Here is a 23384-nt window from a genome sequence, read left to right on the forward strand (position 1 = left end):
ACCATTTGATCACATGACAAGATGTGCATCTACCTTAAATTTATGATTTTTATCAAAATCATTAGGGGATTCCTCAGAGCTTTGCCTTTATGATAGGCTCCGCCAGTGCGGAGCTTTTTCTTTTCTAACCTTTGGAACTTATCGTGTTGAGCAGAGTATTTAAACTTGGAACTGCTTAAGTTGATGTTTTTGATTTTCTGCTAAACCAGACAACTCTTGAGCGGCAGCAGCGGATTGCGTAATGCCAGTGACGTTCTGGCTCACTAGTTCATAGATGTTCGTTAAGTTGTTGTTGATATCAGCCGTGACCTGTTTCTGCTCTTCTGATGCGGTTGCAACTTGAGTGTTGATTGAGTTCAGATCGGCGATAGCATTACTGATATTAGCAAGTGATTGGCTAACTTCTTGTGTCAGAGCTTGGTTGTCTGACAACATGGCTAAGCTGGAATGCATACTTTCATTTGCGTGACCAGATTGTTGCTGTAGCTCTTCTATAATGGTTTGGATCTCTTTGGTGGACTCCTGAGTTCGCGCTGCCAGCATACGTACTTCATCGGCCACTACCGCAAAGCCTCGGCCACTTTCGCCCGCTCGTGCAGCTTCAATCGCTGCATTCAGTGCAAGTAGATTCGTTTGCTCAGAAATACCTTCAATCACTTCGATCACGCGACCAATGTGTTCTGATTGATCTTTTAGCGAAGTTACGACGGCAGCGGCTTCGTTAAGTTGTTCCGCCATCTTTTCACTTGCGCGAGTGCTTTCCCCAAACATGCTTATACTTTGTGAGGTTAACGTACGTGCTTGATTTGATGCACTATCGGCTTCTTGTGCATTGGTCGATACTTCAGCTGCGGTCGACTCTAGCTGATTGATCGCCGAGGCTACTTGCTCAACTTCTTGCTTTTCTTGATCCGAGTTGACGCTGCTTTGAGTCATAACAGTTGCTAACTCGGTTGATGCTGATGCCACATCTTCACTAATGCGAACCAATGCGCTTACAGTTTCACGCAGTTTTTCTATGGTCTGGTTTACATCTCGAGCCAGCTGAGACACTTCGTTTTTCCCGATGGCTTCGGCCTTAACTAGTAGGTTTCCCTTCGCGACTTCCTGCATCGTTACTTGAAGGTTACGAATCGGCGCAACGATGTAGCTGGCGAGTACCCAACTAATAAGTGAAGCGGCACTCAAGATCACCGCAAGCGAGACGGCGCTGTAAGTTAGCGTGGTTGAATGTTGTTCGCCATTCGTTTCGACTTCATCGGTGACGATTTGATTCAATTGTTTAGATAGTTTGTCGATGGCGTTGATCATCGCTTCGCCAGCTAATCGATACTCAGCCATTGCAGATTCGTACTTTTGATTGAAATCAGAGGTGGTGTAATCAGAAGAGTGTTTAGTGGTGAGCAGAGGTGTCATGGTAACGCGAGTGAAATCAACATAGTGATTCATGGCCTTACGCATAGCATTGACTTCATTTTGAACGCCAGGGAGATTGTCGATGGAGTTAAGAAAATCGCGGTTTTTGTTTTGTCGCTCAGAAAGCTCTTGGTTGAGAGACTGAACATCTTCGGCTCTAAATAGACTATAAATGGCTTTGATGCGCATGGCGTAAGTGTTGTCTACGATGCCGCTAAGTTCCTCTTTGTGAATGATTAGCTTATGGGTGGAAGCCGAAACCTTATTGAATGCTTGATCGAGTTTACCGATTCCGACACTTAGTCCAATGATGAGTAATATAACTGTGAATAGAACAGGTAGAAAAACCTGAAGTTTAATAGAAAGCGTACTAAGAAATTGACGCATGAGATTGACCCTCTATCGGTTTGATTATTATCTTTTTTATAAATAAGCATTTCGATTTTAATTGTTACATTCGCCAAATCAATGAGTTACTCATATCTAATTGTTATGAAATGTACCAAAATCGATGGGGTTATCATCTTGAACATGAGGCAACTTATAAAAACGTTACGTTCAAATTGAGAGAGGGATAAGTCGCGGAATTAATAGTTAGAAATGACAACGTGTCATAGAGGGTTCAACTAAGTGAAACACAACTGTCATATTCAAATTCTAAAGTGAGCACCGTTCAAGTGAAACACAACGGCAATAAAGCCACTTAAGGAAATTGTGATGAAAAAGACAGTAATCGGTGCAATCGCACTTCTAGGCGCAATGGCAGTGACTCCTGTTTCTGCTAAAGAAACTATCTCTGCAGTGGGTTCTAGCAGCGTAACTCCACTGATGGAAGTTTTCTCTGAAACGTACATGAAGAAGAACCCTAACGTATTTATCGAAGTTCAAGGTCCTGGTTCTTCAGCTGGTGTAAAAGCAGCGAAAAATGGTTCAGCAGACCTTGGTATGTCTTCTCGTAATCTAAAAGACTCTGAAAAAGAATCAACACTAATCGAAGAAGTGGTTGCTCGTGATGGTATCGCAGTGGTTGTTAACCCACAAAACAAACTGCCAGGTCTAACAGCCGAGCAAGTGACTGCAATCTACAAAGGCGAAGTATCAAACTGGAAAGAAGTCGGTGGTGCAGACAAGCCAATCGTAGCCATTACTCGTGACACGGCTTCTGGTACTCGTGGCGCATTTGAAGACATCATGTCTCTAAAAATGAAGATTTCTGGTAAGAAGGTATCAGCTATCTCTCAACGTGCTCAAGTTGCAAACGGTAACGGCGCACTGAAAACAATGGTTGCATCTAACCCATACGCAATCGGCTACATTTCTCTTGGTACTGTAGACAACACTGTTAATGCGCTAGCAATCGACGGCGTTGATGCAACGGTAGCTAACGTTAAAAACGGTTCTTACAAAGTAGCGCGTCCATTCCTTGTTCTTTACAAAGAAGGCAAGCCATCAACAGAAACGCAAAAATTCCTAGACTGGATGCTAACTGACGAAGCGCAAGCGCTAGTTGACCAAAAAGGTTACATCTCAGTTAACTAATCCCATCGGGACTCTAAAGTTTGCTCAGCCCAACGTTTCGGGCTGAGCCTTTTCTATCCATTGTGTTCAACGGCATTGCCCAGAACCGTGAGATTTTTAAATGACCATCGCAACAAATAGTGAAAAGCTTATGAATACTGACGCTAGAGCTATCAGCAAGTCAGGCCTACGCGAGAAGCGTCGTGTAGACTGGAAAGAGCGCATCTTCCACGGCTTGTTCCTAACGAGTGCCGTAATCGGCATTGTTTCATTGGCCGTTATTGCATACTTCATCGTTCGAGAGAGTATTCCGGCATTCCAAGAAGCAGGCGTATCGGGCATTGTCTTAGGACAAAACTGGTTACCACCTGCGCTTTACGGTGTCGCCACCATGATTGTGGCATCTATCGTATCGACGGCTGGTGCTGTCATTGTTGGGGTTCCAATTGGTGTTCTGACCGCCATTTTTATCGCTGAAATCGCACCAAAGCGATTAGCAGACATTATCCGTCCAGCGGTTGAGCTGCTAGCTGGTATTCCTTCAGTGGTCTACGGTTTCTTCGGTCTGGTTATTATCGTTCCATTGATTCAGAAGGTATTTGATGTACCTGCAGGTAATACTATCCTTGCCGGTATCATTGTTCTTGGTGTGATGATTCTACCAACGGTAATTACGGTATCTGAAACGTCTATCCGCGCTGTCCCTCGTACTTATAAAGAAGGTTCTTTGGCACTGGGCGCATCGAAAATCTACACCATCTTTAAGTTGCTCGTTCCAGCGGCTCGCTCAGGCATCATGACAGGTGTGATTCTGGGTATCGGTCGTGCGTTGGGTGAGACCATGGCGATTATCATGGTTATGGGTAACGCGCCGGCAATGCCAGAAGGCATCCTTGATTCGGCTCGTACACTAACTGCAAACATCGCTATTGAAATGTCTTACGCAAGTGGTGTTCACGCGAACGCACTTTACGCTACAGGTGTAGTACTTCTGGTCTTCATCATGTCGTTGAACGCTGTACTACTGTACCTAAACCGAGAAAAAGCGAAGTAATCGCTCGTTAAAGGTGACTATTATGGATCGCGCAAAACTAAAAAAAGCACGCCAGTTCAAAGATAATGTCTTTAACGCATTTGTCTGGATCTCGGCAGCACTAACGGTAGGTTTCTTGTTCTGGATTATCTGGTACATCCTATCAAACGGTCTACAACACGTAGATTGGAACTTCATTACTGATAACTATACGCGCACAGGTGAAGAGCACGGTATCTTCCCAATGATTGTGGCGACCATTTACATGGTTATCGCTTCTATCGCAGTGGCAGCGCCACTCGGTATCATGACGGCAATCTACTTGACCGAATACGCGAAAGTGGGCAGTCGTTTGGTGAAAATCATCCGATTCTGTACCGAGTCATTGGCGGGTATCCCGTCGATCATTTTCGGCCTGTTTGGTATGACTTTCTTCGTGGCGATTCTTGGCCTTGGCTTCTCGATTCTGTCGGGTGCATTGACGCTAAGTATCCTAATCCTGCCAGTTATCATCCGTACAACGGAAGAAGCGCTGATGGCAGTACCACAAACGTACCGTGAAGGCTCTTATGGCCTCGGTGCTTCTAAGATTTACACTATCTGGCGTTTGATTCTTCCGAGCGCAATGCCAGGTATCTTAACCTCGGTCATTCTAAGTATTGGTCGTGTCATTGGTGAGTCTGCTCCAGTATTCCTGACAGCAGGTATGGTTGCACGTATTCCGGATTCTTTATTGGATTCAGGTCGTACGCTAACCGTTCACCTATACAAACTGACTACCGAACTGTTTACCGTTGAAGAATGGAATCAGGCTTACGGTACGGCAACAGTGCTTATCGTAGTTGTTCTCTTGATCAACATGGTAACGAAACTGATTGCTAGACGTTTTAACACCGCAACTTACTAACAACACTAATTAAGAACGCACGTTAAAAGACACGAATTCAAGAATTAAGAGATTAAGACAATGAACAAATTTGATATTGAAAACCTAGACCTATTCTACGGTGACAACCAAGCACTGAAATCGATCAACTTACCAATTCCAGTTCGCCAAGTAACTGCACTTATCGGCCCGTCAGGTTGCGGAAAATCAACGCTTCTACGCTGTTTGAACCGAATGAATGATCTAATCGAAGGCGTGAAAATTACAGGTAAATTGGCGATGGACGGCGAAGATATTTACGGCAACATTGATGTTGCTGACCTTCGCATCAAAGTCGGCATGGTATTCCAAAAGCCAAACCCATTCCCGATGAGCATTTACGAGAACGTGGCTTACGGCTTACGTGCTCAAGGTATCAAAGACAAAAAGACAATTGATGAAGTGGTAGAGCGTTCGCTGCGCGGTGCTGCACTTTGGGATGAGGTGAAAGATCGCCTTAAATCACACGCATTCGGTCTTTCTGGTGGTCAGCAGCAACGTTTATGTATTGCACGTACAATCGCGATGGAGCCGGATGTGATTCTGATGGATGAGCCAACGTCGGCACTTGACCCAATTGCGACACACAAAATCGAAGAACTGATGGAAGAGCTAAAGAAGAACTACACCATCGTTATCGTGACTCACTCAATGCAACAGGCGCGTCGTATCTCTGACCGCACTGCGTTTTTCCTAATGGGTGAACTGGTTGAGCACAACGATACGCAAGTGATCTTTAGCAACCCTCAAGACGACCGTACTCAAGGCTACGTAAATGGTGATTTCGGTTAATCCACCGTATTTACAAGCATAACTAAATAACTATAAGCGATGGTAACTTTGCCCCTCTTGATGAGGGGCCTTTTTCTTTTTAAGTCGTAGGCTTAAAACATCTACCAACACAAAAATCTTGTAAATAAGTACAACTTTCCTCCCCAGTTTATAAAGCATGTAACTTATGTGAAACATGGCTTTAAAAGTGCTGAAGAGCTCTCGAATGTAACACTAAGTCTGATAATTTTGCGAATGACTTAACAGCTCAAATTTGAACGTATTGATTGCATATCATGGCCTAAGTAGTTTTTTATCGAGGATAAAAAAGTAGATTAGGTTGGTAGGGTGAGTTTAAGAAGTTTTACAAGAAAAGTGTCTTCAACGAGGGACCATCGGTTGCTAGCGGAGGCAATCTTTGATCATTTAGAGAGTCTGTTCTCCCCTCAAGCCCTCGCTATTTTTGAAGATCCTTCAATTAACCCTCGTCATTCAATGAGCTTCTCTCGCGGAGAGCTTTACCCAACCCAAAACTATCCTGAGACATTCTGGGAGTGGGCAAGTCAGTTTGATACCTCTGAAAGCATCATACCTCTGGCGATTAACACTTGTAACTGGAATCACACCCGAGATTTAGGCGGTGATAGTTACATCATGATGCTCGACAACACGCCTATCAAACGTACCTACCTACTGATTCAATCTGTACATGCTCGCACAGCACATAATATCTATGAAGAAAGTTACGACGCAATGCAGCTCGCAGCGGCGCGTTGGCAATGTATTCGTGCTGAAAAAAATGCCTCGAAAGAGATCAGGCACAGAGATATTCGTGAAGCGCAATATGTTGATGAGATTAGCCAACGCGAGCGCTTTATCGAAAATATGAAGTTAGTTCAGCAAGTTGCACTCGAAATCTCTAATCCTGATTCTTTAAAGGACTTGTATTACAAAGCCGTCGAAGCGTTACGTGAACGACTTGGGTTTGATCGCTCTACACTGATGCTTCTCGATATGAAAAAGCGTAGCTTCAGTGGTACATACGGCACGGATGAGTCAGGAATTACGATTGATGAATTTCACACACAATACGATTTACATCAACTTAGCGAGGAGTATATCACCGCGTTATCTAGCCTTGAGAGCAACTTAGTGATTGTAGAAGACGCGCCAATATACACAGCAGGCAAGGTCATCGGGCAGGGCTGGAATGCGATGTTGATTTTACGCGATGGCAATGAACCGTTTGGGTGGTTCGCGCTAGATAACTTTATTCATCGTAAGCCGATAACGGCATATCAAAAACAGATGTTGGACTCGTTTGGTTCACTCTTCTCTCAAATTTACATTCGTAAGCGCCAAGAACAAAACGTACGCATGTTGCATTCAAGCATGGTTGAGTTATCACGTTGCACTACTGTCAGTGGAGTATGCAAATCGGCCGTCACTTTCGCCATTAAAAATCTTGGTATTGATCGAATGGCGGTGTTTTTAACTGATGAAAATTGCTCTTACATGCAAGGAACGTGGGGTACCGATATTCAAGGTAACGTGGTGGATGAATCTTACTTCTTTGGCGAAACCCAAGATTTCTCTCTTATAAATCTGGCTCGCTCAATGCCAAACGAAGTCGCATTTGAAGAATCAGTGCCTATTTATCATGACTGTAATATTGTTGGCTTTGGTTGGGCTGCGATGACGGTATTGACTTCAAATAGCAGTGGTCCTATCGCCTTTATCGCTGTTGATAATTTGCTGACACGTGCGCCCTTAACTTCTCAGTTACGTGAAGTGATTCGTATGTTCGCGTCCAGCTTAGCTGAAGTATTGCAACGTACTCAAGCTCAAGAGGCGATTCGCGAACTAAACGAAAACTTAGAGCTGGAGGTTCAGAACCGAACAAAAGAGTTGGAGGAAGCCAATCGACAGCTTGAGGTACTTTCTAAGCTCGATCCTTTGACGCGTCTTGGTAATCGCCGCATGTTAGAACATGTGATGCAAAAATATTGTGCCCTAGAGTGTGAAGACGACATGTCGTTTGGCCTGATCCTGATTGATATTGACCATTTTGGCTTATTCAATAATCACTATGGTCATCTCGAAGGCGATATCGCATTGATGCGAATTGGCTATATCTTGGATCATCATACCAAAGGTGAAGATGAAGTTTTTTGCCGTATCGGAGGTGAGGAGTTTGCATTGCTCATGATTGGTTCTGAGCAAGAGGAGGTTCGACTGAGAGCAGAGTGCATTCGTCAGTGCATCGAGGGCGAGGGGATAAAGCATCGACATAACCCAGAAGGGGAGTTACTTACCGTTTCAGTCGGTTACTCCTGTTATAAAGCGAAAGGCAAAGACTTTAATTTCGACCATTTATATCAGTTGTCGGATAAGGCACTCTATCAAGCGAAGAATCATGGGCGAAATTGTGTAAGGCGATACGAATACGAGCCCCAAGTGTTTGTTGAGTGAGTTATGTTCATAAGAGCAACTTGATAGGGAAGGGGCGGCGGTTGGTGCTCTAGATAAAACCGCTAAAGCAAATTTGGCCGGATAAGAGAATGGGCAGCTCATGAGAGCTGCCATTGTTATCTAGTTATTTATAGCTTTTCGAGTTGGTGGTCGGTTTTCGTTACGTTTGCTTTGCCAAGGTTTTGAATTTTCGCTAGCAGCGAATCAGGGCTCCAAGGTTGTTGGTTGGCACTAAAATACGCTTGATTCATGGCATTAAGCTCTTGCTTAATTGCTTGTACGTCACCAGGGTTTAACCTGTCTTGATGAGTGGTTAAATACTCATTTACAGAGCGTTCAATTTTCGCAGCATCGCCCTCTTCGATGACTTTTTTTAGCGCGTCGATGCAAAGTGGTTGTTCAGTATTTGAAACCGTTCCACTCGCTGTTATTGACCGCTTTTTCCATGCCCAAATAGCGATTCCCAATGTCATTATCCAAAGCCCTAAGAAAACAAAGGTTAATGTTCGCCAGAGACTGTTTACATCGCCGCTTGATTCAGGACTAGGGGCTGACACTAAAGGCGCTGAAAGAGGCGATTCCGGCAACGTGATTAGCCCAGTGTCATTTTTCTCTACGTCTAATGTTAGCTCTGGTAACGTTGTTTTCTTCGCTTCATCATTTTGACTGTCCCACCAGTTCAAGTCGTATCCTGGTAAGGTATATTTCCCGGCCTCTGTAGGAATAATGACTTGCTTCACCGTCATGGTAACGGTGCCATCTCTCGCGCTATCGAACTTAGGTTGTTCGGGATACACGCGCAGTGAACTCGGGTAACTAATATTGACTCGTGGCAGATATTCGGCTTGTGTACCGCGAGCCTTAACTTGAATGGTTCGAGTGAGTGAAGAGCCTTGTTTTACTGTGTTGATTGCGTTAGTCGACAATAGATTACCTTGATCGTCTTGCCAGCTCTGTGTCATTTCTAACGCTGAAGCAGGAAGCCATTCACCTTTAAATTCGCTCGGAATCGGTTTGACCGTGATTGGCATGCGTTCCGCTTTGGTGTTGATAGGCATTATTTTGGTTGAGCCCGTCAAGCTGTCGCCATAAATATAAGAACCGGTCAGTTTAGGACCTATCAAGGTATAAGTGCCTGGTTGATTTGCCGTTAAGCGAAACGACTGCTCTATGACCGCTACTTCTAACCCATTTAAGATCTTCTGTCTTTGTTGTAAGCCACCCAGCGCCTCAAGCTTCATGCCTTCAATCTGCGGAGGTACTATTTGCGGGTTATCTAGGCGTCGAGTGTCCGCTTTAATTAGAAGTTGTATACGTAATGTTGCAGATTGCTGAGGGTAGAGCGTACTGTTGTCGACCGTAATATTGAAGCTAAATAGATCATCAAGATTGGGGTCTGTTTGGCTCGCGTTGACACGTAGTTTGATCGGCTCCGTTTTCATGCCATCAGCGGAAAAACTTGGAATAGTCAGAACACCTTCTTTCATTGGTGCAATTGAGATACTCCACTCGGTACGCACTGATTTTCTTCCGTTAATGTTATTGCTAGAGCGGCCATAACGAGGTTGACCCAAGAAGAAGTCTTTCTCTAGAACATTGAAGTCGATTGAGTCTGAGCTGAGCTCAGTATCTGAAATGATTCTGAGGTTAATCACTTCATTCTTGGCTACTTGTGTTTTATTCACACTAGCTTGAAGTGTCTGTGCCATCACCGAGAAACTGGATATTAGGCTGGCCACAAAAATAAAGACCAGTTTTACGCCTTTGTTCATCACAGGCTTACCACTCCTTTTGAGATTGTTGTGGAGGTTGTTTTTGTTGCGCTTGAAGTTGCATTTGCGCACGGATCAAAAAGCTTGGGTCGCGAGCACTTTCTACTGCTTCTAGTCGACGGAACTCAGGATCATCCTGATGCATTTTTTCGGGATGCGCTTTAGCCTGTATTGGTTCACCTTGAACCTTCACTTGCTTGTCATCTCGTTGCGGTTGATGTTGTTCCGTTTCTTGTTTTTCTTCTTTATTTTCAGAATCTTGCTGATTTTGTGACTGTTGTCCTTGCGCTTCTTTCCCTTCGTTTTGAGACTTTTGTTGCTGTTGCTGTTGCTGTTGCTGTTGCTGTTGCTGTTGCTGTTGCTGTTGCTGTTGCTGTTGCTGTTGCTGTTGCTGTTTTAGCTTTTCTTCTACAACCGGTAGGTTTTTCTTCGCGGCTTCAAAGTTAGGCTTTTCCTCTAGCAGTTTTTTATACAAATCAGCCGCATCTTCTAATTGACCATTTTGAGCGAGCGAGTTGGCGAGGTTATAGCGGCCGTTAAGGGAGGCATCATGAGAAAATGCTTCGATAGCGGCTTCGTAGTCACCTTTTTGATAACTGGCGGCTCCTTTCCAGCTTGGGTTTGTAAATAGGTTTTGCGCCTGTTCATACTCACCTTGCTTGTAGAGTTCCGCTCCTTGTTGGTCGGCATTTAAGAACGGATTAGCTTCTGCATGCGGTGTCCACGTTACTGGGACTACAGTCGCAACTACGATCCAAATCAGGCCGCGTCGAAACAGTAAAGCCGCAGGAAGAAGTAACAACGGCAGTAACCAAAAGCCACTGTTGAGACGAGAATCAGTTTTAACTTCTTCGCTTTGGGTCGCAGAAAGCTGGCTACCAATGTTATTAGTAAAGGCCGCGATATTTTCAACATCACGGTTGGTGTGCTGAATAGGAACAAATAGACCGCCAGTTTTATTCGCTAGCGTCTGTAGGTTTTTCAGGTTTGTTTTCGCTACGACGGTTGTGCCTTGTGCCGTTTTTAGCAGAGAGCCATCGGGCAGCGCGATAGGCGCACCGTTAGGAGTCCCGACGGCAAGAACAGAAATGCGAAACTTTGTACCTTGGACTAAATCTAACGCGCGAGACAGCTCTGACGTATCAAGATCATCCGCTAACACGATGATATCGCCTTGTTGCGTGCCGGCTTGAGAAAACTGGTTGATCGCAAGTTCAATCGCGGCAGGCAGGTTTGCTCCTTGAAAAGGCATCAGCTCTGGTGACAAATTTTCGATAATGCCCGCAAGCGTACTGGAATCAGTTGTCAGTGGACTTAAGTTATAGGCATCGCCAGCGTAAGCAATAAGTCCAGTGGCTCCCTCTTTCCATTTTGGCAGCAAATCGAGCGCCTTATAACGTGTTTGTGCTAGCCGATTGGGTTTGATGTCTGTAGCAAACATAGAGCGAGACATATCAAGCACCAAGATACGGTTTTGGTTTAACTCAAAGCTTGGTCGAGCATTGGACTGCCAGCTTGGCCCCGCTAATGAAATGCAAGTTATTGCCCAAGCTAAACCCCATAGAGTGAAGTAATGCTTAGACTGCGTGTTTTGTCCGAGCATCCGCGCTAGGTGAGGGGCAATCAGTGTGGATTTTTGGGCTCTAAATTTGTGATTAAGCAAGAGTGCGATAGGGATCACGATGAGCCCCAAAAGCCAATAAGGATTGAGGAAAATAAACTCAGCCATGTTTTCTCCTTAACAGGAATAACAATACCGATAATACAAATGCAGCGCTTAATGGATATGGAAACCATTCAGACTGTGGGCGCCAAGTTTGTGTGTCGCTAGATACGGGTTCTAGCTGGTTGATGGTGTCATAAATATTTTCGAGCTCTTCTGTATCTCGCGCTCGAAAATATTGTCCACCTGTCACCTCTGCCACTTTAGTCAGTGTTTGTTCATCTAAATCGGCTGCGGTGTTGACTTTGCGAGTCATGAAAAACTCCTTCACCATCATTTCACCAGCGCCCACGCCCACGGTGTAAATAGTGGCGTTGTATTTTTTCGCAATTTCCGCTGCTTCTAGCGGCTCGAGAACCCCTGCAGTATTGCTGCCGTCACTAAGCAAAATCATGACTCGTTGCGGAGCATCACTGTCTACAAAGGTTTTTGTGCCTAAACCAATACCATCACCAATGGCGGTTCGTTGACCAACCAAGCCGATGACGGTTTGATTAATCTGTTGCATGACGCTTTTGCGGTCTGCAGTGAGTGGTGTTTGCAAATAAGCATGGTCGCCAAACAAAACAACTCCGAGACGGTCACCTTTTCTCTTTGCTACGAAATCAGACAGAACTTGTTTGACTGCTGTGAGGCGATCGATATATTCGCCGTTGAGTTCCATGTCTTCCTGCTGCATCGAACCGGACAGATCGACGACTAACATCAAGTCCCGATATTTGGGTTGGAATTCAACGGGATCGCCAAACCAAACTGGACGCGCACAAGCGACGACAAGAAGGCCCCAGATCGCGATTGAAAGCGTTTTTTGCAGCGCTTGCTTAGGCTTGCTGCGATTCTCATTAGTTGGTAAGTACGCCAATTTGATCTCGGCTTGTTGAGATTCTTGTGGCAGGAACTTGTATACCAGCCAGGGGATGGGCAACAAAAACAGTGCCCACCACCAGACAAATTCAATGTTTAGCCATTGGGCAAGATCGGTTATGAGTGTTTGCTCAGTCACGGTTATTTGCCTTTTTCTTTGGTGGCAAAGCGTAGGTTATCCAAAAGACACAATCGTCTATCAAGCTTTGATGATGCCCTTGGGAGGAATTCTGATACAACGCTTCTTGCCACTGATGTTGTTTATCTACGAATCGAGTCTCTTTGGTATGGCTATCGAGAAATTTATACCAAGCGATTCCAGTTAATGGTGCGATCTCTTCACGCGGAAAGTAACTCAATGCTGCCTGGCGCAATATTTCCAGAGCAGAAGAGGGGGTATGAGGCGCGGTAGGTTGAGTTAAAAGTGTTAATGCTGTCTTTTTTGCGCGTAAGTGTTTTTTACGCCATCTCACATAAAGACAAATGCCGAAAACGAAGAGCAAGGTGGCTGCAAGCACCACCCACCATCCCCAAGCGAGCGGAAACCAATCCGGTGCGTTTGGCAAAATCAAAGGTTCAAGGTCTAGGCTTTGGTTGTTTGTTGTCATTATTATTACTGCTTAATAAATACTGCTTGTCAGTTTGTTAGCTTAATTGTGAAATTAAGGGCCAGCCACTTGATAGCGTGTTAAATGGAATTGCTATCGAATGGCATTGCTGCTTAATGGTTTCTTGATGTTGGGTAAAGTGGCTTTCGAGTTCTCTTCGTTGTCCTTTAGAGCCAAAGTTAAACCATTGACTATGCAGCCCATCCGAAGCTTTCACTTGACCTCTAAAGTCTGTTTCGCCTCTTTCTAACGGATCATAAAACTGAACAGCCCTTACGCTATTGTGTTGTTTGAGTCGACGTAGTTGTGCCAGTTCCGTTGGTGTTACGTGGGCAAAATCACTGAGCATAATCAATTCGCTGCCTTTTGGGGTGAGCGTATGAAGTGTCTCCAATACTTGTGCATACGGCAGTGTACGAGTGTCGTTGCTTGCAGTACGAGTTACTTGCGCATTATGTATGTCGACTATGGCGTTAAGAATCCGCAGCCCTTGTCTTTGTAAAGAGGAGGGGCGAAATTCAAGACATTGATGTCCGTCATCAATCACTGCGCCGATGCGATCTTTTTTAGCTAGAGTTAGCCAAATTAGAACACTGGCAAAGTGGGCCAATTGAACGGATTTGAGTACATACTTAGATCCAAAATGTAGACTAGAACTTAGATCAAGATAAAGAATGACCGCTTGCTCTTTATCTTCTGCAAACAACTTCGTATGTGCTTTACCGGTCCTAGCGGTGACTCGCCAATCAATGCTGCGAATATCGTCGCCAGGTTGATATTGGCGCACCTCCATAAAATCCATACCTCGCCCTTTTTGGCGACTGGTATGGTTACCACTCATCTGCGACCAGAGACTCTGTGCTGGTGGTAACCAACGTACAGATTGAGTGCGATATTGGAGCAGCTCTTCAAGGGTTAATGTCACCCCATTCGCATGAGGTGGTAATGAATGTGTAGCGGACATATCACTCACTCGTTTATGCACTGCCAACAAGGTTTAGCAGTTTATCGATGACCTGGTTTGCCGTAATGCCTTCAGCTTGAGCGTGGTAACTCAATAATAAACGGTGGCGCAGTACCGGATAAGCCATGGTTTGAACATCTTCCGGAGAGACAAAATCACGACCAGCAAGCCAAGCGTGCGCACGTGCACAGCGATCAAGAGCGATGGTAGCACGCGGACTCACACCCATTGACAACCATTTGTCCAACTCAGTGTCATATTCGTTGGCTTGACGTGTCGCCATAACTAAACGGACGATGTACTGCTCTATCGTTTCCGCCATATGAATATCCAACACTTCTTTACGTGCGGTGAATATATCGTGTTGGCTTAACATTGGGCGTTCAACCTTTGCTTCGCCTTTTGCTTCTCCGCGGTTAATACGCAAGATAGACAGCTCATGCTCCGCATCTGGGTATTCCACTTCTAAATGCAATAAAAAGCGGTCTAGCTGCGCTTCAGGAAGGGGGTAGGTCCCTTCTTGCTCTATCGGGTTTTGAGTTGCCATAACCAAAAACAACTCTGGCAGCGGGTAGGTATGACGACCTGCTGTGACTTGTTTCTCTGCCATTGCTTCAAGCATTGCCGCTTGTACTTTGGCTGGCGCACGGTTTATCTCATCCGCAAGAATAAGCGAGTTGAAGATAGGACCTGATTGGAAAGTGAATTCTCCGGTTTCGGGACGGAAGATATCGGTGCCGGTTAAATCGGCTGGCAGCAAATCAGGGGTGAACTGAATGCGGTGGAAGTCGCCTTCAACACAGTCTGAGAGTGATTTTACTGCACGGGTTTTTGCTAACCCAGGAGGGCCTTCAACTAAAATATGCCCATCCGCAAGAAGCGCAACAAGCAGTTGCTTTACCAGATCTTGCTGTCCGATGATCTGCGACTCTAAGTATTGCTGAAGAGTTTCGAAGTTAGATTTATGCATGCTTTGGACTCTCGGTATCCATGTGATTTTCGTGTTGAGTATTGGTCATTTTCCATGTGAAAAAAGTTCCAACGCTCTATTGCAATTTATCTTTTCAATATTGGGACGCTACAGAGAATTGCAAGTACGTGCTATCTCTGAAAGTGCTTATTTGACAGTGTGTTACATTTATTTTTCATAATATAATGAGAAATGCCTCTAGTTTTGTACATATGAGCCGATAAAGATTCCGTGGTGTGCGTGTCATGAGATATGCACCTGATTCCCCTTGTGGGGCCAATAACAAGTGATTCTTTTAAAAGGTCCGAATATGTTGAAACTTCATTCCTTGAGCATCAAACAGAAGGTTGTACTTGGCATTACGTTTGCTGTTCTAGCATCAACAATCATTGTTGGTGTTATGGCTCAGCGTCATGCGAGAGATGTATTGAGCCATCGTCTTATTGACATCGAGCTACCTGCGATGTTGCAGCAAATCAATACCGAAATTGACCGCGAAGTTGTCGAAATGCAACAAGCGGCAAAACAGCTGGCTACAAACGAATTTATTGTTGAAGCCCTATCTAATACAGACCGTGATCCGTCAGTAGAAGTTCAGTTGGTTCAGCAGCTCAATAACGTTAAATCACAGTATGGTCTTAATGATGCGTCGGTAGCGAATCGTCAAACGGCATATTACTGGAATCAAAACGGATTCTTACGTCAACTTAACCGAACGCAAGATGCTTGGTTCTTTGGATTTACGTCGTCTGGTCAAGAAACGTCCGTGAGTGTGTTCCAAGAGGCAAATGGCGAAGTGAAAATGTTTGCCAATTTCCAAGATCTTAATGGTACATCAATGTCAGGTCTCTCTAAATCTATGGGAGACATGGTTGCTTTGCTCAATGGGTTTAAAATTGAAGATACGGGTTACGTGTTCCTCACTAATGAACAAGGCCAGATTCAAATACACCGCCAACAAGGTAAGAACCAAACTTCTATCACTAAACTATTTGGTAGTGACGCAAGTGCGCTGTTGAACAAAAATAGCTTCAACCTAATTAATGTGGAGTTTGAAGGGCAGGATACTTTTGTTTCTAGTTTGTATGTTCCTTCAATGAACTGGTTTGTTATTGGCGTGGTTCCCGTTGATGAAGTATTCGCAGACCTGAATGCGACAGCTAAAAAAATGCTGTTTACGACCATCATTGTTGCCGTTGTATTCATCCTCATGGGCGTATGGTTAGCAAACAGCATTACGAAACCAATCCGACTGATTGCCGATCGTTTTACCGACCTTGGGCAAGGTGAAGGCGATTTGGCGCAGCGTATTGAAATTAAGGGTAATGATGAAATTGCTCAGCTTTCAAAAGGCTTTAATGGATTTATTGAGAAGATTCATGCCACGATGAAAGAGGTTGCTCTAACCAGTGGCTCATTAAGTCAAGCGGCAGAAAGTGTGTCAACGAAAGCAACATCCACACACGACAACAGCCAAGAGCAGCGTGATCAAACCATTCAAGTAGTTGCAGCTATCAACCAAATGGGTGCGACCATCAGTGAAATTGCATCGAACGCTGCTACCGCTGCTGATACGGCAAATCAGGCTTCAGATAACACTCAAACTGGTCGAGAAGTTGTGATGAAAGCAAAAGAGGTGATCAGCCGCCTAGCCGATGATGTTGAAACAACCAATATTGTTGTTACGCAGTTGGCGTCGACAACCAAAGATATTGGCTCGATTCTGGGTGTAATTCGTGACATCTCTGAGCAAACGAATTTACTTGCGCTAAACGCTGCAATTGAGGCTGCTCGTGCTGGTGAGCAGGGACGTGGTTTTGCGGTTGTTGCTGATGAGGTAAGAAACCTAGCTTCACGCACGGCTGATTCTACAGAAGAGATTCAGCGCATGATCAATCAGCTTCAAAGTGACGCACAAGACGCGGTAAGTGCTATGGAAGCGGGCAAAGCGGTCACCATAGAAGGGGTTACTTCTACCGATGAAGCAGTCGAGGTATTAATCAGTATTTCTGAACGAATCACCGACATCTCTGATCGTAATACACAAGTTGCAACGGCGACGGAAGAGCAATCCACGGTGGTGCATACCATTAATCAAAATATCGAAGAAATCAACGCGATAAATGAAATGACAACCGCGACAGCAGAAGAGTTGGCGGATGCAAGTCGCGATCTTCAAGCGCTCTCTTCTCGTTTAGACAAGATGGTTGGTAGCTTCAAGTTATAGAGTTGGATAGAATAGGCGAAGTTTAAAAGTTCAATCATTAATTTTAGGTAAGTACTATGAATGACTTCGAAAAAGAACTAGAGCAAATTTCTCAAGAAACCGCTCAGGAGCCAGAAGTAAAACTGCCGTCGCTAGAAGAGCAAAAAGCGATCGTCGCTGAGCTGAAAAAGCTGGAAGCGGAAGGTAAGCTGACGCCAGAAGTGTTAGAACAACACTTTGGTAAGTTTAACCAAAAAAACGCAGTTCCAATCCACTAAGTTAGGTGGTGTTTTGCCTCTAGCGTGCGTGATTAAATCACCTGCTCAAACACAAAAAGGGAGTTTATACTCCCTTTTTTAATGTGTGAAAAATGCTAATACCTCTCACATACTTGCCACTTAAAAATTATTGACACTTCAATGAGTTATTAATTAGTACTAGTGATTTTCATACTTGACAATACTACCGCTCTATCTAAATCTATTGCGTATTTCAATAAAAACGACCAAGGGAATGCGATCAGGATGGAGCAGCAAAAAAAAAGAAACGTTATTTTAATCACGGAGGGAAGTCTACAGTCATCTCTGTTGAAAGATGTATTGGAGACCAAACTCGGTATTAGTGTTGCTCTAATCACGCCAGATAATCTGATTCACGGAGTGTTACATGAATCTCTTGCATCAGCCATTATTGTTGATTGCAGCGTGATCACGGATGAAATTTTTCGCCGTTATGCGGAGTTTAAAGCGGCCAAGCAGAAAGACACGCTTGAAATCTTAATTAATTGTGAGCAATCCATATCGACAGAAGATCTCTTTGCTTGGCGTACTTTGGCCGGTATTTTCTATACCTCTGATGATATAAAAACGTTGCAAGTTGGTATTGGTAAGGTGCTTCAAGGAGATATGTGGTTCAGCCGTAAGTTTTCTCAGCAGTACATTACTTACCTTCGTCGACATTGCAAACCTATAAATAAGAATGTTTCCGCTATTCTGACCAAACGAGAGCAACAAATAATTACCTTTCTTTCCATGGGGGCGTCCAATCAACAAATCGCCGAACAATTATTTGTCAGCGAGAATACGGTAAAAACGCATTTACATAATATTTTCAAGAAGATTGATGTGAAAAATAGAGTTCAAGCACTTATTTGGGCAAAGGAAAATATTTCAGACAACTCGTTAACGGTGTAATGCTATTGCAATATTAGGTTGCCTAATTTAGTAAACTCTTAATAATTTCTGTGACCTGAATGTGTTAAAAGTGTTTCTTTTATGAGAAACACTTTTTTTGGTTCTCTTTTTAATAACTTTAGAATTTAAAAAAGTAGCAAATAACTTTACTCTGTGAACTAGCACTTACATATCAAACTAAGTGCTGACGATTAACTACTAATTTAAGAATGTTAAGTCACTGAAAGTATGAGAAACATTATGGAACAGTATATGGAAAAGCCTGAAATCCTAATGCTCACTCAACAAAGTTTACAGAGTGAAAACTTTAAGGAAATGCTTTCTAAAAATACAGAAACTAAAATAACGATCATTGATACTAAAAACCCTAGTTATCATGAACTCATTCCGGAACGCTACTTTTTGCTTGTTGATTTTTCAGTTGAGATTCCTTCCGAAACTTTAGTTTATTTAAAAGATAGTAATAAAGTGCTAGGAACCATAATGCTTAATCTAGGTTATGACTTAGACACAGAAGAACTCGCTTCTTGGCCTCATGTAAAAGGTATATTTGGTCCAGGAGATTCAATGGACAAGGTTTGTCAGGGATTAAAAGCAATAATAAAAGGGGATAATTGGCTGTCTCGAAGATTACTTGATCAGCTAGTAAATTATTATCGAGGCAGAGAAGTAAATAGCATTATCGAACCTGCTATTGAGGTTGAGCTTACTCGGCGTGAAGTTCAGGTTTTAAAAATGTTGAAAGAAGGTGGTTCAAATATGGAAATCGCTGATTCTTTATTTATCAGCGAGCATACTATTAAATCACATCTATACAATATTTTTAGAAAGTTAGAAGTAAAGAACCGTACGCAAGCTACAAGTTGGGCTAAGAGAAACCTGTAGTACTAGTATTAACTTGCTGTAATAAAAAGAAAATACTCTATAAAGTACTAAATTTTATATTTATTATTAAAATGTCAGTCTGAAATATCATCCCATATTCAAACTTATTCCTATTCAGTTGACTATTAGACTTCTCATGTCGTGACGAATCTAGTCAGACGTGGAACAGAAGGTCTATTCAATTAATAAGCTAAGAGGGAATAAAAATGAGCGCAAGTGACAATGACACGTATTTAGGCGATGCAGGTGTAAATAACCAATTTGCTGATTTCGATGGCGGCGATGATTTGTTTATCGGTTTTGGTGGTAATGACTCGTTTGTTGGCGGTGGCGGTAATGATTATGTGATCGGCGGCGACGGCGACGATCGCCTAACTGGTGGTGCTGGAGATGACATCCTTAGGGCTGGTACAGGAAACGACTACCTCGGCGGTGGTACCGGTAATGACTTGCTGTTGGGTTTGTTGGGTGACAATAAATTAAATGGTGGTGTCGGTGAAGATATTCTTGTTGCTGGTTCTGGTGACAACGTTTTAGTTGGCGGCAGCAATGGCGATAAGTTTGTGTTCACGGATAAGTTTGGTGGCCATGGCGAAGCCAAAGTTGTTGATTTCACCATTGGTGAAGACTCTTTGCACATCATTAGCGACTCTGTCACTGACTTTGGTGATTTAAGCTTTAGCTACGATGCAGTTGGGAATGCAGTGTTTACCGATGGGGCTGATCTAACAGTGAAACTTATTGGCGTGACTGAAACTGACATCAACACCTATGGTGCAGATCTGTTCGTAATCTAAACGACTGAAAATAACTCTGGATGGGAATTAGTTTGCGTGGCTCTGCCATGCTGAGGTGAACTAATCGGACACTCTAGAGCGATTTGAGGTTACCTTAAGCTAGGCGCTAGTATTTCTGGCGCCTACAATTTTCACGTTAAACGGAAGTAGTCGTGCAAAAAACGGTTTTCAAAGAAGTGAAACAAAAACTATGCACGCTTGCGGGCTTGCTGATCGTTTTTAGCCTTTTTATCAACTTATTGGTTCTCTCGATTCCGTTGTACATGCTTCAAGTGTACAACCGAGTTATATCCTCCTACTCAACCGATACTTTATTCTTGCTCACTGTCATCGTAATTGTCGCGCTGTTAACCATGTCCATCATCGACATTGCACGAGCACAAATGAGTAAATCTTTTGGTTATTGGATGGACACAAAACTCTCCGCTTTCATGCTCAAGCGCACGATTCAATATCAATCACATACTGGGAAGAGTTATACCTCGCAAACTCTGAGAGACATTCAGAACATCAAAAGCTTTTTGAGCAGTCAAGCACCTTATCCACTGTTGGATGCGCCCTGGACACCGCTATTTATTTTATTTGTGTATTTATTGCACCCGATACTAGGTCACATCGCGTTACTTGGATCTATCGTATTGTTTAGCCTAGGTCTGCTTAATGAGCTAATGACGCGTAAAACAATGCAAGAGAGCGAAGTCAGAGCGATTTCTCATATCAACAACGCAGAATTAGCCACGCAAAACTCCAATTCAATTCTCGCAATGGGGATGATGAATGCATTTTTAGAGAAGTGGCAGTCGCGCGTGAGCGAAGTGAATGTGCTTGAAGAGCGAGTTGCAGGTAAGTCTATCTACATGGCTAACTTTTCTAAGTTTGTGCGTGGCTCATTACAGATATTTTTACTGGGAGGTGGTGCATGGTTAGTTATCCAACATGAGATAACGGCAGGGGCGATGATCGCGAGCTCCATATTAATGAGTCGGGCATTATCGCCGATGGAGCAGGCGATAGGCACGTGGCGAAGCGCGATGTCTGCTAAAGGCGCCTATAAAAGGTTGAAAGAAATCGATGCGATCGTGCGCCAAGATGAATCAGATATGCCACTGCCTAAACCAAAAGGACACTATGAGCTTACCGGACTGGCCTATCGCCATCCTGGAGCAACCGAACCAGTGCTCTCATCGCTCAGCTTATCGATTCCTCCGGGTGTTGCTGTTGGGGTGATTGGCCCTTCTGGTACGGGTAAATCGACGTTTGCTCGGCTGTTATTAGGTACGGTTAAGCCATTAGCGGGTAAAGTGACTCTTGATGGAATGGAAGTCTCCGTATGGGCATCTGAAGATCGCGGCGTGCATTTTGGGTATCTCGCTCAAGAGGTGGAGTTATTTCCTGGCACAATTCGAGAGAACATCGCGCGCTTTAAAGAAGAAGACCCCGCTAAAGTCATCAAGGCGGCTCAACTAGCAGGATGTCATGAATTAATACTCAAGAAAAACAAAGGCTATGATTGCATTATTGGTGAAAATGGCCGTGGTTTATCTGGGGGGGAAAGGCAGAGAATCGCTCTTGCAAGAGCCGTTTATGGCGACCCTTCTATTGTGATTTTCGATGAAGCGAATGCCAACCTCGATGGTGAGGGAGAGGCTGCGTATCAACGTTTGATTGCCCATTTAAAAGCACAGAGTACAACGATTATCGTCATTGCTCACAATCCGAGCACGTTACGACAAATGGATAGGCTCTTGTATTTGGCTGACGGCCGAGTCAAGTTATACGGCGCTAAAGATGAAGTATTAAAACGTTTGATGGGCGAAGAAAGAACAGATATCCCAAGGGTAAGAAATGAGCAATCAACTGCCAACCGTTAATCAGAGTTCTACCGAGATCGTATATCGTTTTAGCCCCAAAGCGAGACTAAACTTTCGAAAACCAATTTTACTCGGTGTGGTGACCTTAAGTGTTTTTCTTGGAGGCCTTGGCTACTGGGCTGCAACAGCCAAATTAGAAAGTGCAGCGATTGCTTATGGTGATTTGTCAGTTCTCACTAAGCGACAAGAAATTCAGCATTTAGAAGGCGGTATTATTGAAAAGCTATATGTACAGGAAGGGGATTTAGTCGAAAAAGGTCAGTTATTAATTCAACTTTCTAAGCGTCAAGCTATGGCTAAGTTGGACTCGTTAAGTGGTCGTTTTATCCATACTCTAGCAAAGGAAAACCGTTTAAGTGCGGAGCTTGACGAGCTTCCAACGATTGTATGGTCTGATGATCTTGAAAGCATTCCCCGTGTCGATATCGTACAAGAAGCACAACTGGTTCAAAACAAGATCTTTGAAGCGAGAAAGCGATTCTTTGATAGTAAACTGAGTATCATTGAGCAGAGTATTTCTGGAGCAAATTTAGAGCTTGAAAACCTTCAGCAAACCAAAGTGATTGAGACGGAACGACTCAACTTTATTGCTGAAGAAATAGACAGCAACCAAGCCTTGGTGCAAAAAGGTTTCTCGGGAAAATCTACTTTACTTCAACTCAAGCGCTTAGCAGCGGAGGTGAGAAGTACCTTAAGCCAGTTAGACAGGCAATCGCTCACCGTTAGAAAAAGGTTAGATGAGAACCTAGCGCAAATTGAAGAGTTGAAGCTTGAAAGGCTGAATGAGATTGTCGAGGAACTACGAAACACCAAAACAGAAATTGTCGCAATTCGGGAAGAATATCGCTCCGCTCAAGATATTGTCGCAAGAACAACGATCAACGCACCTATTTCTGGTCGCGTAGTCAACATGCAAGTGTTTACCGAAAAAGGTGTGATTGGCTCGGGTGAAACGTTACTAGAACTGGTCCCGCAAGACGATAAGTTGTTAGTCGAGGCTCGTGTTAATCCTCAGGATATTGATTTAGTGAATCCAGGCCAGCAAGCGCATGTTCGTCTGACCGCTCTGAATGCACGGACGTTGGCACCTTTAGACGGTACAGTGCTGACGATTTCTGCCGATAAGCTCTCGCAAGAAAACCAAGAAGATTTTTATCTCGCTAGAATTGCAATTTCACCGGAAGATGTGACAAAACATCGTTTAACCTCAGGTATGAATGCCGAAGTGCTTATTTTATCTGAGCCACGAACGCCATTGAGCTACCTAATAAAGCCAATTACAGAAAGCATGAATCGCGCCTTCAGAGAGGAGTAATTTCAAAAAGACTTGAGTGAGCACGGACAACAGACAAAATAATTTGTTATCGTTAGCTGTTACTGGGCCGTATTTTTATTC

The 23384-nt window shown here is 43.8% G+C and carries 19 protein-coding genes; 12 read left to right on the forward strand and 7 right to left on the reverse strand.

Annotation, left to right across the window (positions count from 1 at the left end; translation table 11 throughout):
* Nucleotides 1-159: 159 nt before the first annotated feature.
* Entirely contained in the window at nt 160-1803 is a 1644-nt protein-coding gene (locus R7R24_RS17650; protein ID WP_005375152.1) for a methyl-accepting chemotaxis protein, read from the reverse strand.
* Nucleotides 1804-2133: 330 nt separating this feature from the next.
* Here R7R24_RS17650 and R7R24_RS17655 point away from each other — a divergent pair, with 330 nt between their 5' ends.
* From R7R24_RS17655 to R7R24_RS17675, 5 genes are all read left to right on the forward strand, one after another.
* Entirely contained in the window at nt 2134-2955 is an 822-nt protein-coding gene (locus R7R24_RS17655; protein WP_005375153.1) for a phosphate ABC transporter substrate-binding protein, read from the forward strand.
* 100 nt (nt 2956-3055) lie between these two features.
* Nucleotides 3056-3988, forward strand: a complete 933-nt coding sequence (gene pstC / locus R7R24_RS17660; protein ID WP_005375154.1) for a phosphate ABC transporter permease subunit PstC — start codon at nt 3056-3058, stop codon at nt 3986-3988.
* 22 nt (nt 3989-4010) lie between these two features.
* Nucleotides 4011-4874, forward strand: a complete 864-nt coding sequence (gene pstA / locus R7R24_RS17665) for a phosphate ABC transporter permease PstA (protein ID WP_005383923.1) — start codon at nt 4011-4013, stop codon at nt 4872-4874.
* A 60-nt stretch (nt 4875-4934) separates the two neighbouring features.
* The gene (pstB, locus tag R7R24_RS17670; RefSeq protein WP_005375156.1) at nt 4935-5684 is read left to right on the forward strand and encodes a phosphate ABC transporter ATP-binding protein PstB; all 750 of its coding nucleotides are present in this window, start codon (nt 4935-4937) and stop codon (nt 5682-5684) included.
* Nucleotides 5685-6011: 327 nt separating this feature from the next.
* Nucleotides 6012-8135: a GGDEF domain-containing protein gene (locus R7R24_RS17675; protein WP_025768552.1), complete on the forward strand. Its 2124-nt coding sequence runs from the start codon at nt 6012-6014 to the stop codon at nt 8133-8135.
* Nucleotides 8136-8263: 128 nt separating this feature from the next.
* On the opposite strand, the gene R7R24_RS17680 is transcribed toward R7R24_RS17675, so the two are convergent.
* Genes R7R24_RS17680 through R7R24_RS17705 form a run of 6 tightly spaced genes read right to left on the reverse strand, consistent with a single transcriptional unit; the run spans nt 8264 to nt 15036 of the window.
* The gene (locus R7R24_RS17680; protein ID WP_054579336.1) at nt 8264-9910 is read right to left on the reverse strand and encodes a BatD family protein; all 1647 of its coding nucleotides are present in this window, start codon (nt 9908-9910) and stop codon (nt 8264-8266) included.
* A gap of 4 nt (nt 9911-9914) precedes the next feature.
* The gene (locus tag R7R24_RS17685; RefSeq protein WP_318119572.1) at nt 9915-11636 is read right to left on the reverse strand and encodes a VWA domain-containing protein; all 1722 of its coding nucleotides are present in this window, start codon (nt 11634-11636) and stop codon (nt 9915-9917) included.
* Entirely contained in the window at nt 11629-12633 is a 1005-nt protein-coding gene (locus tag R7R24_RS17690; protein WP_054578629.1) for a vWA domain-containing protein, read from the reverse strand. The genes R7R24_RS17685 and R7R24_RS17690 overlap by 8 nt, the downstream gene beginning before the upstream one ends.
* The gene (locus tag R7R24_RS17695; RefSeq protein WP_054578630.1) at nt 12626-13102 is read right to left on the reverse strand and encodes a DUF4381 domain-containing protein; all 477 of its coding nucleotides are present in this window, start codon (nt 13100-13102) and stop codon (nt 12626-12628) included. The genes R7R24_RS17690 and R7R24_RS17695 overlap by 8 nt, the downstream gene beginning before the upstream one ends.
* A 37-nt stretch (nt 13103-13139) precedes the next feature.
* Nucleotides 13140-14066: a DUF58 domain-containing protein gene (locus R7R24_RS17700; protein ID WP_005383915.1), complete on the reverse strand. Its 927-nt coding sequence runs from the start codon at nt 14064-14066 to the stop codon at nt 13140-13142.
* Nucleotides 14067-14079: 13 nt separating this feature from the next.
* Nucleotides 14080-15036, reverse strand: a complete 957-nt coding sequence (locus tag R7R24_RS17705; RefSeq protein WP_054578631.1) for an AAA family ATPase — start codon at nt 15034-15036, stop codon at nt 14080-14082.
* A gap of 310 nt (nt 15037-15346) precedes the next feature.
* Here R7R24_RS17705 and R7R24_RS17710 point away from each other — a divergent pair, with 310 nt between their 5' ends.
* The 7 genes from R7R24_RS17710 to R7R24_RS17740 all read left to right on the forward strand — a co-directional run bounded on the left by R7R24_RS17710 (nt 15347) and on the right by R7R24_RS17740 (nt 23303).
* Nucleotides 15347-17263 carry a methyl-accepting chemotaxis protein gene (locus tag R7R24_RS17710; protein WP_017821859.1) on the forward strand — a complete coding sequence of 639 codons (1917 nt, stop codon included), beginning with the start codon at nt 15347-15349 and terminating at the stop codon, nt 17261-17263.
* 56 nt (nt 17264-17319) lie between these two features.
* Nucleotides 17320-17520, forward strand: a complete 201-nt coding sequence (locus R7R24_RS17715) for a restriction endonuclease subunit S (RefSeq protein WP_005375165.1) — start codon at nt 17320-17322, stop codon at nt 17518-17520.
* A 246-nt stretch (nt 17521-17766) separates the two neighbouring features.
* On the forward strand, nt 17767-18435 hold the full coding sequence (locus tag R7R24_RS17720; protein ID WP_021707603.1) for a LuxR C-terminal-related transcriptional regulator: 669 nt from the start codon (nt 17767-17769) through the stop codon (nt 18433-18435).
* 228 nt (nt 18436-18663) lie between these two features.
* Nucleotides 18664-19320, forward strand: a complete 657-nt coding sequence (locus R7R24_RS17725) for a LuxR C-terminal-related transcriptional regulator (RefSeq protein WP_031777174.1) — start codon at nt 18664-18666, stop codon at nt 19318-19320.
* Between the two features lie 206 nt (nt 19321-19526).
* The gene (locus R7R24_RS17730; protein ID WP_005375168.1) at nt 19527-20117 is read left to right on the forward strand and encodes a calcium-binding protein; all 591 of its coding nucleotides are present in this window, start codon (nt 19527-19529) and stop codon (nt 20115-20117) included.
* 152 nt (nt 20118-20269) lie between these two features.
* Nucleotides 20270-21988, forward strand: coding sequence for a type I secretion system permease/ATPase (locus tag R7R24_RS17735; RefSeq protein ID WP_042521608.1), 1719 nt, complete (start codon nt 20270-20272; stop codon nt 21986-21988).
* The gene (locus tag R7R24_RS17740; protein ID WP_005375170.1) at nt 21963-23303 is read left to right on the forward strand and encodes an HlyD family type I secretion periplasmic adaptor subunit; all 1341 of its coding nucleotides are present in this window, start codon (nt 21963-21965) and stop codon (nt 23301-23303) included. The genes R7R24_RS17735 and R7R24_RS17740 overlap by 26 nt, the downstream gene beginning before the upstream one ends.
* The last annotated feature ends 81 nt before the right edge of the window (nt 23304-23384 follow it).

Source organism: Vibrio sp. 704 (assembly GCF_033339295.1).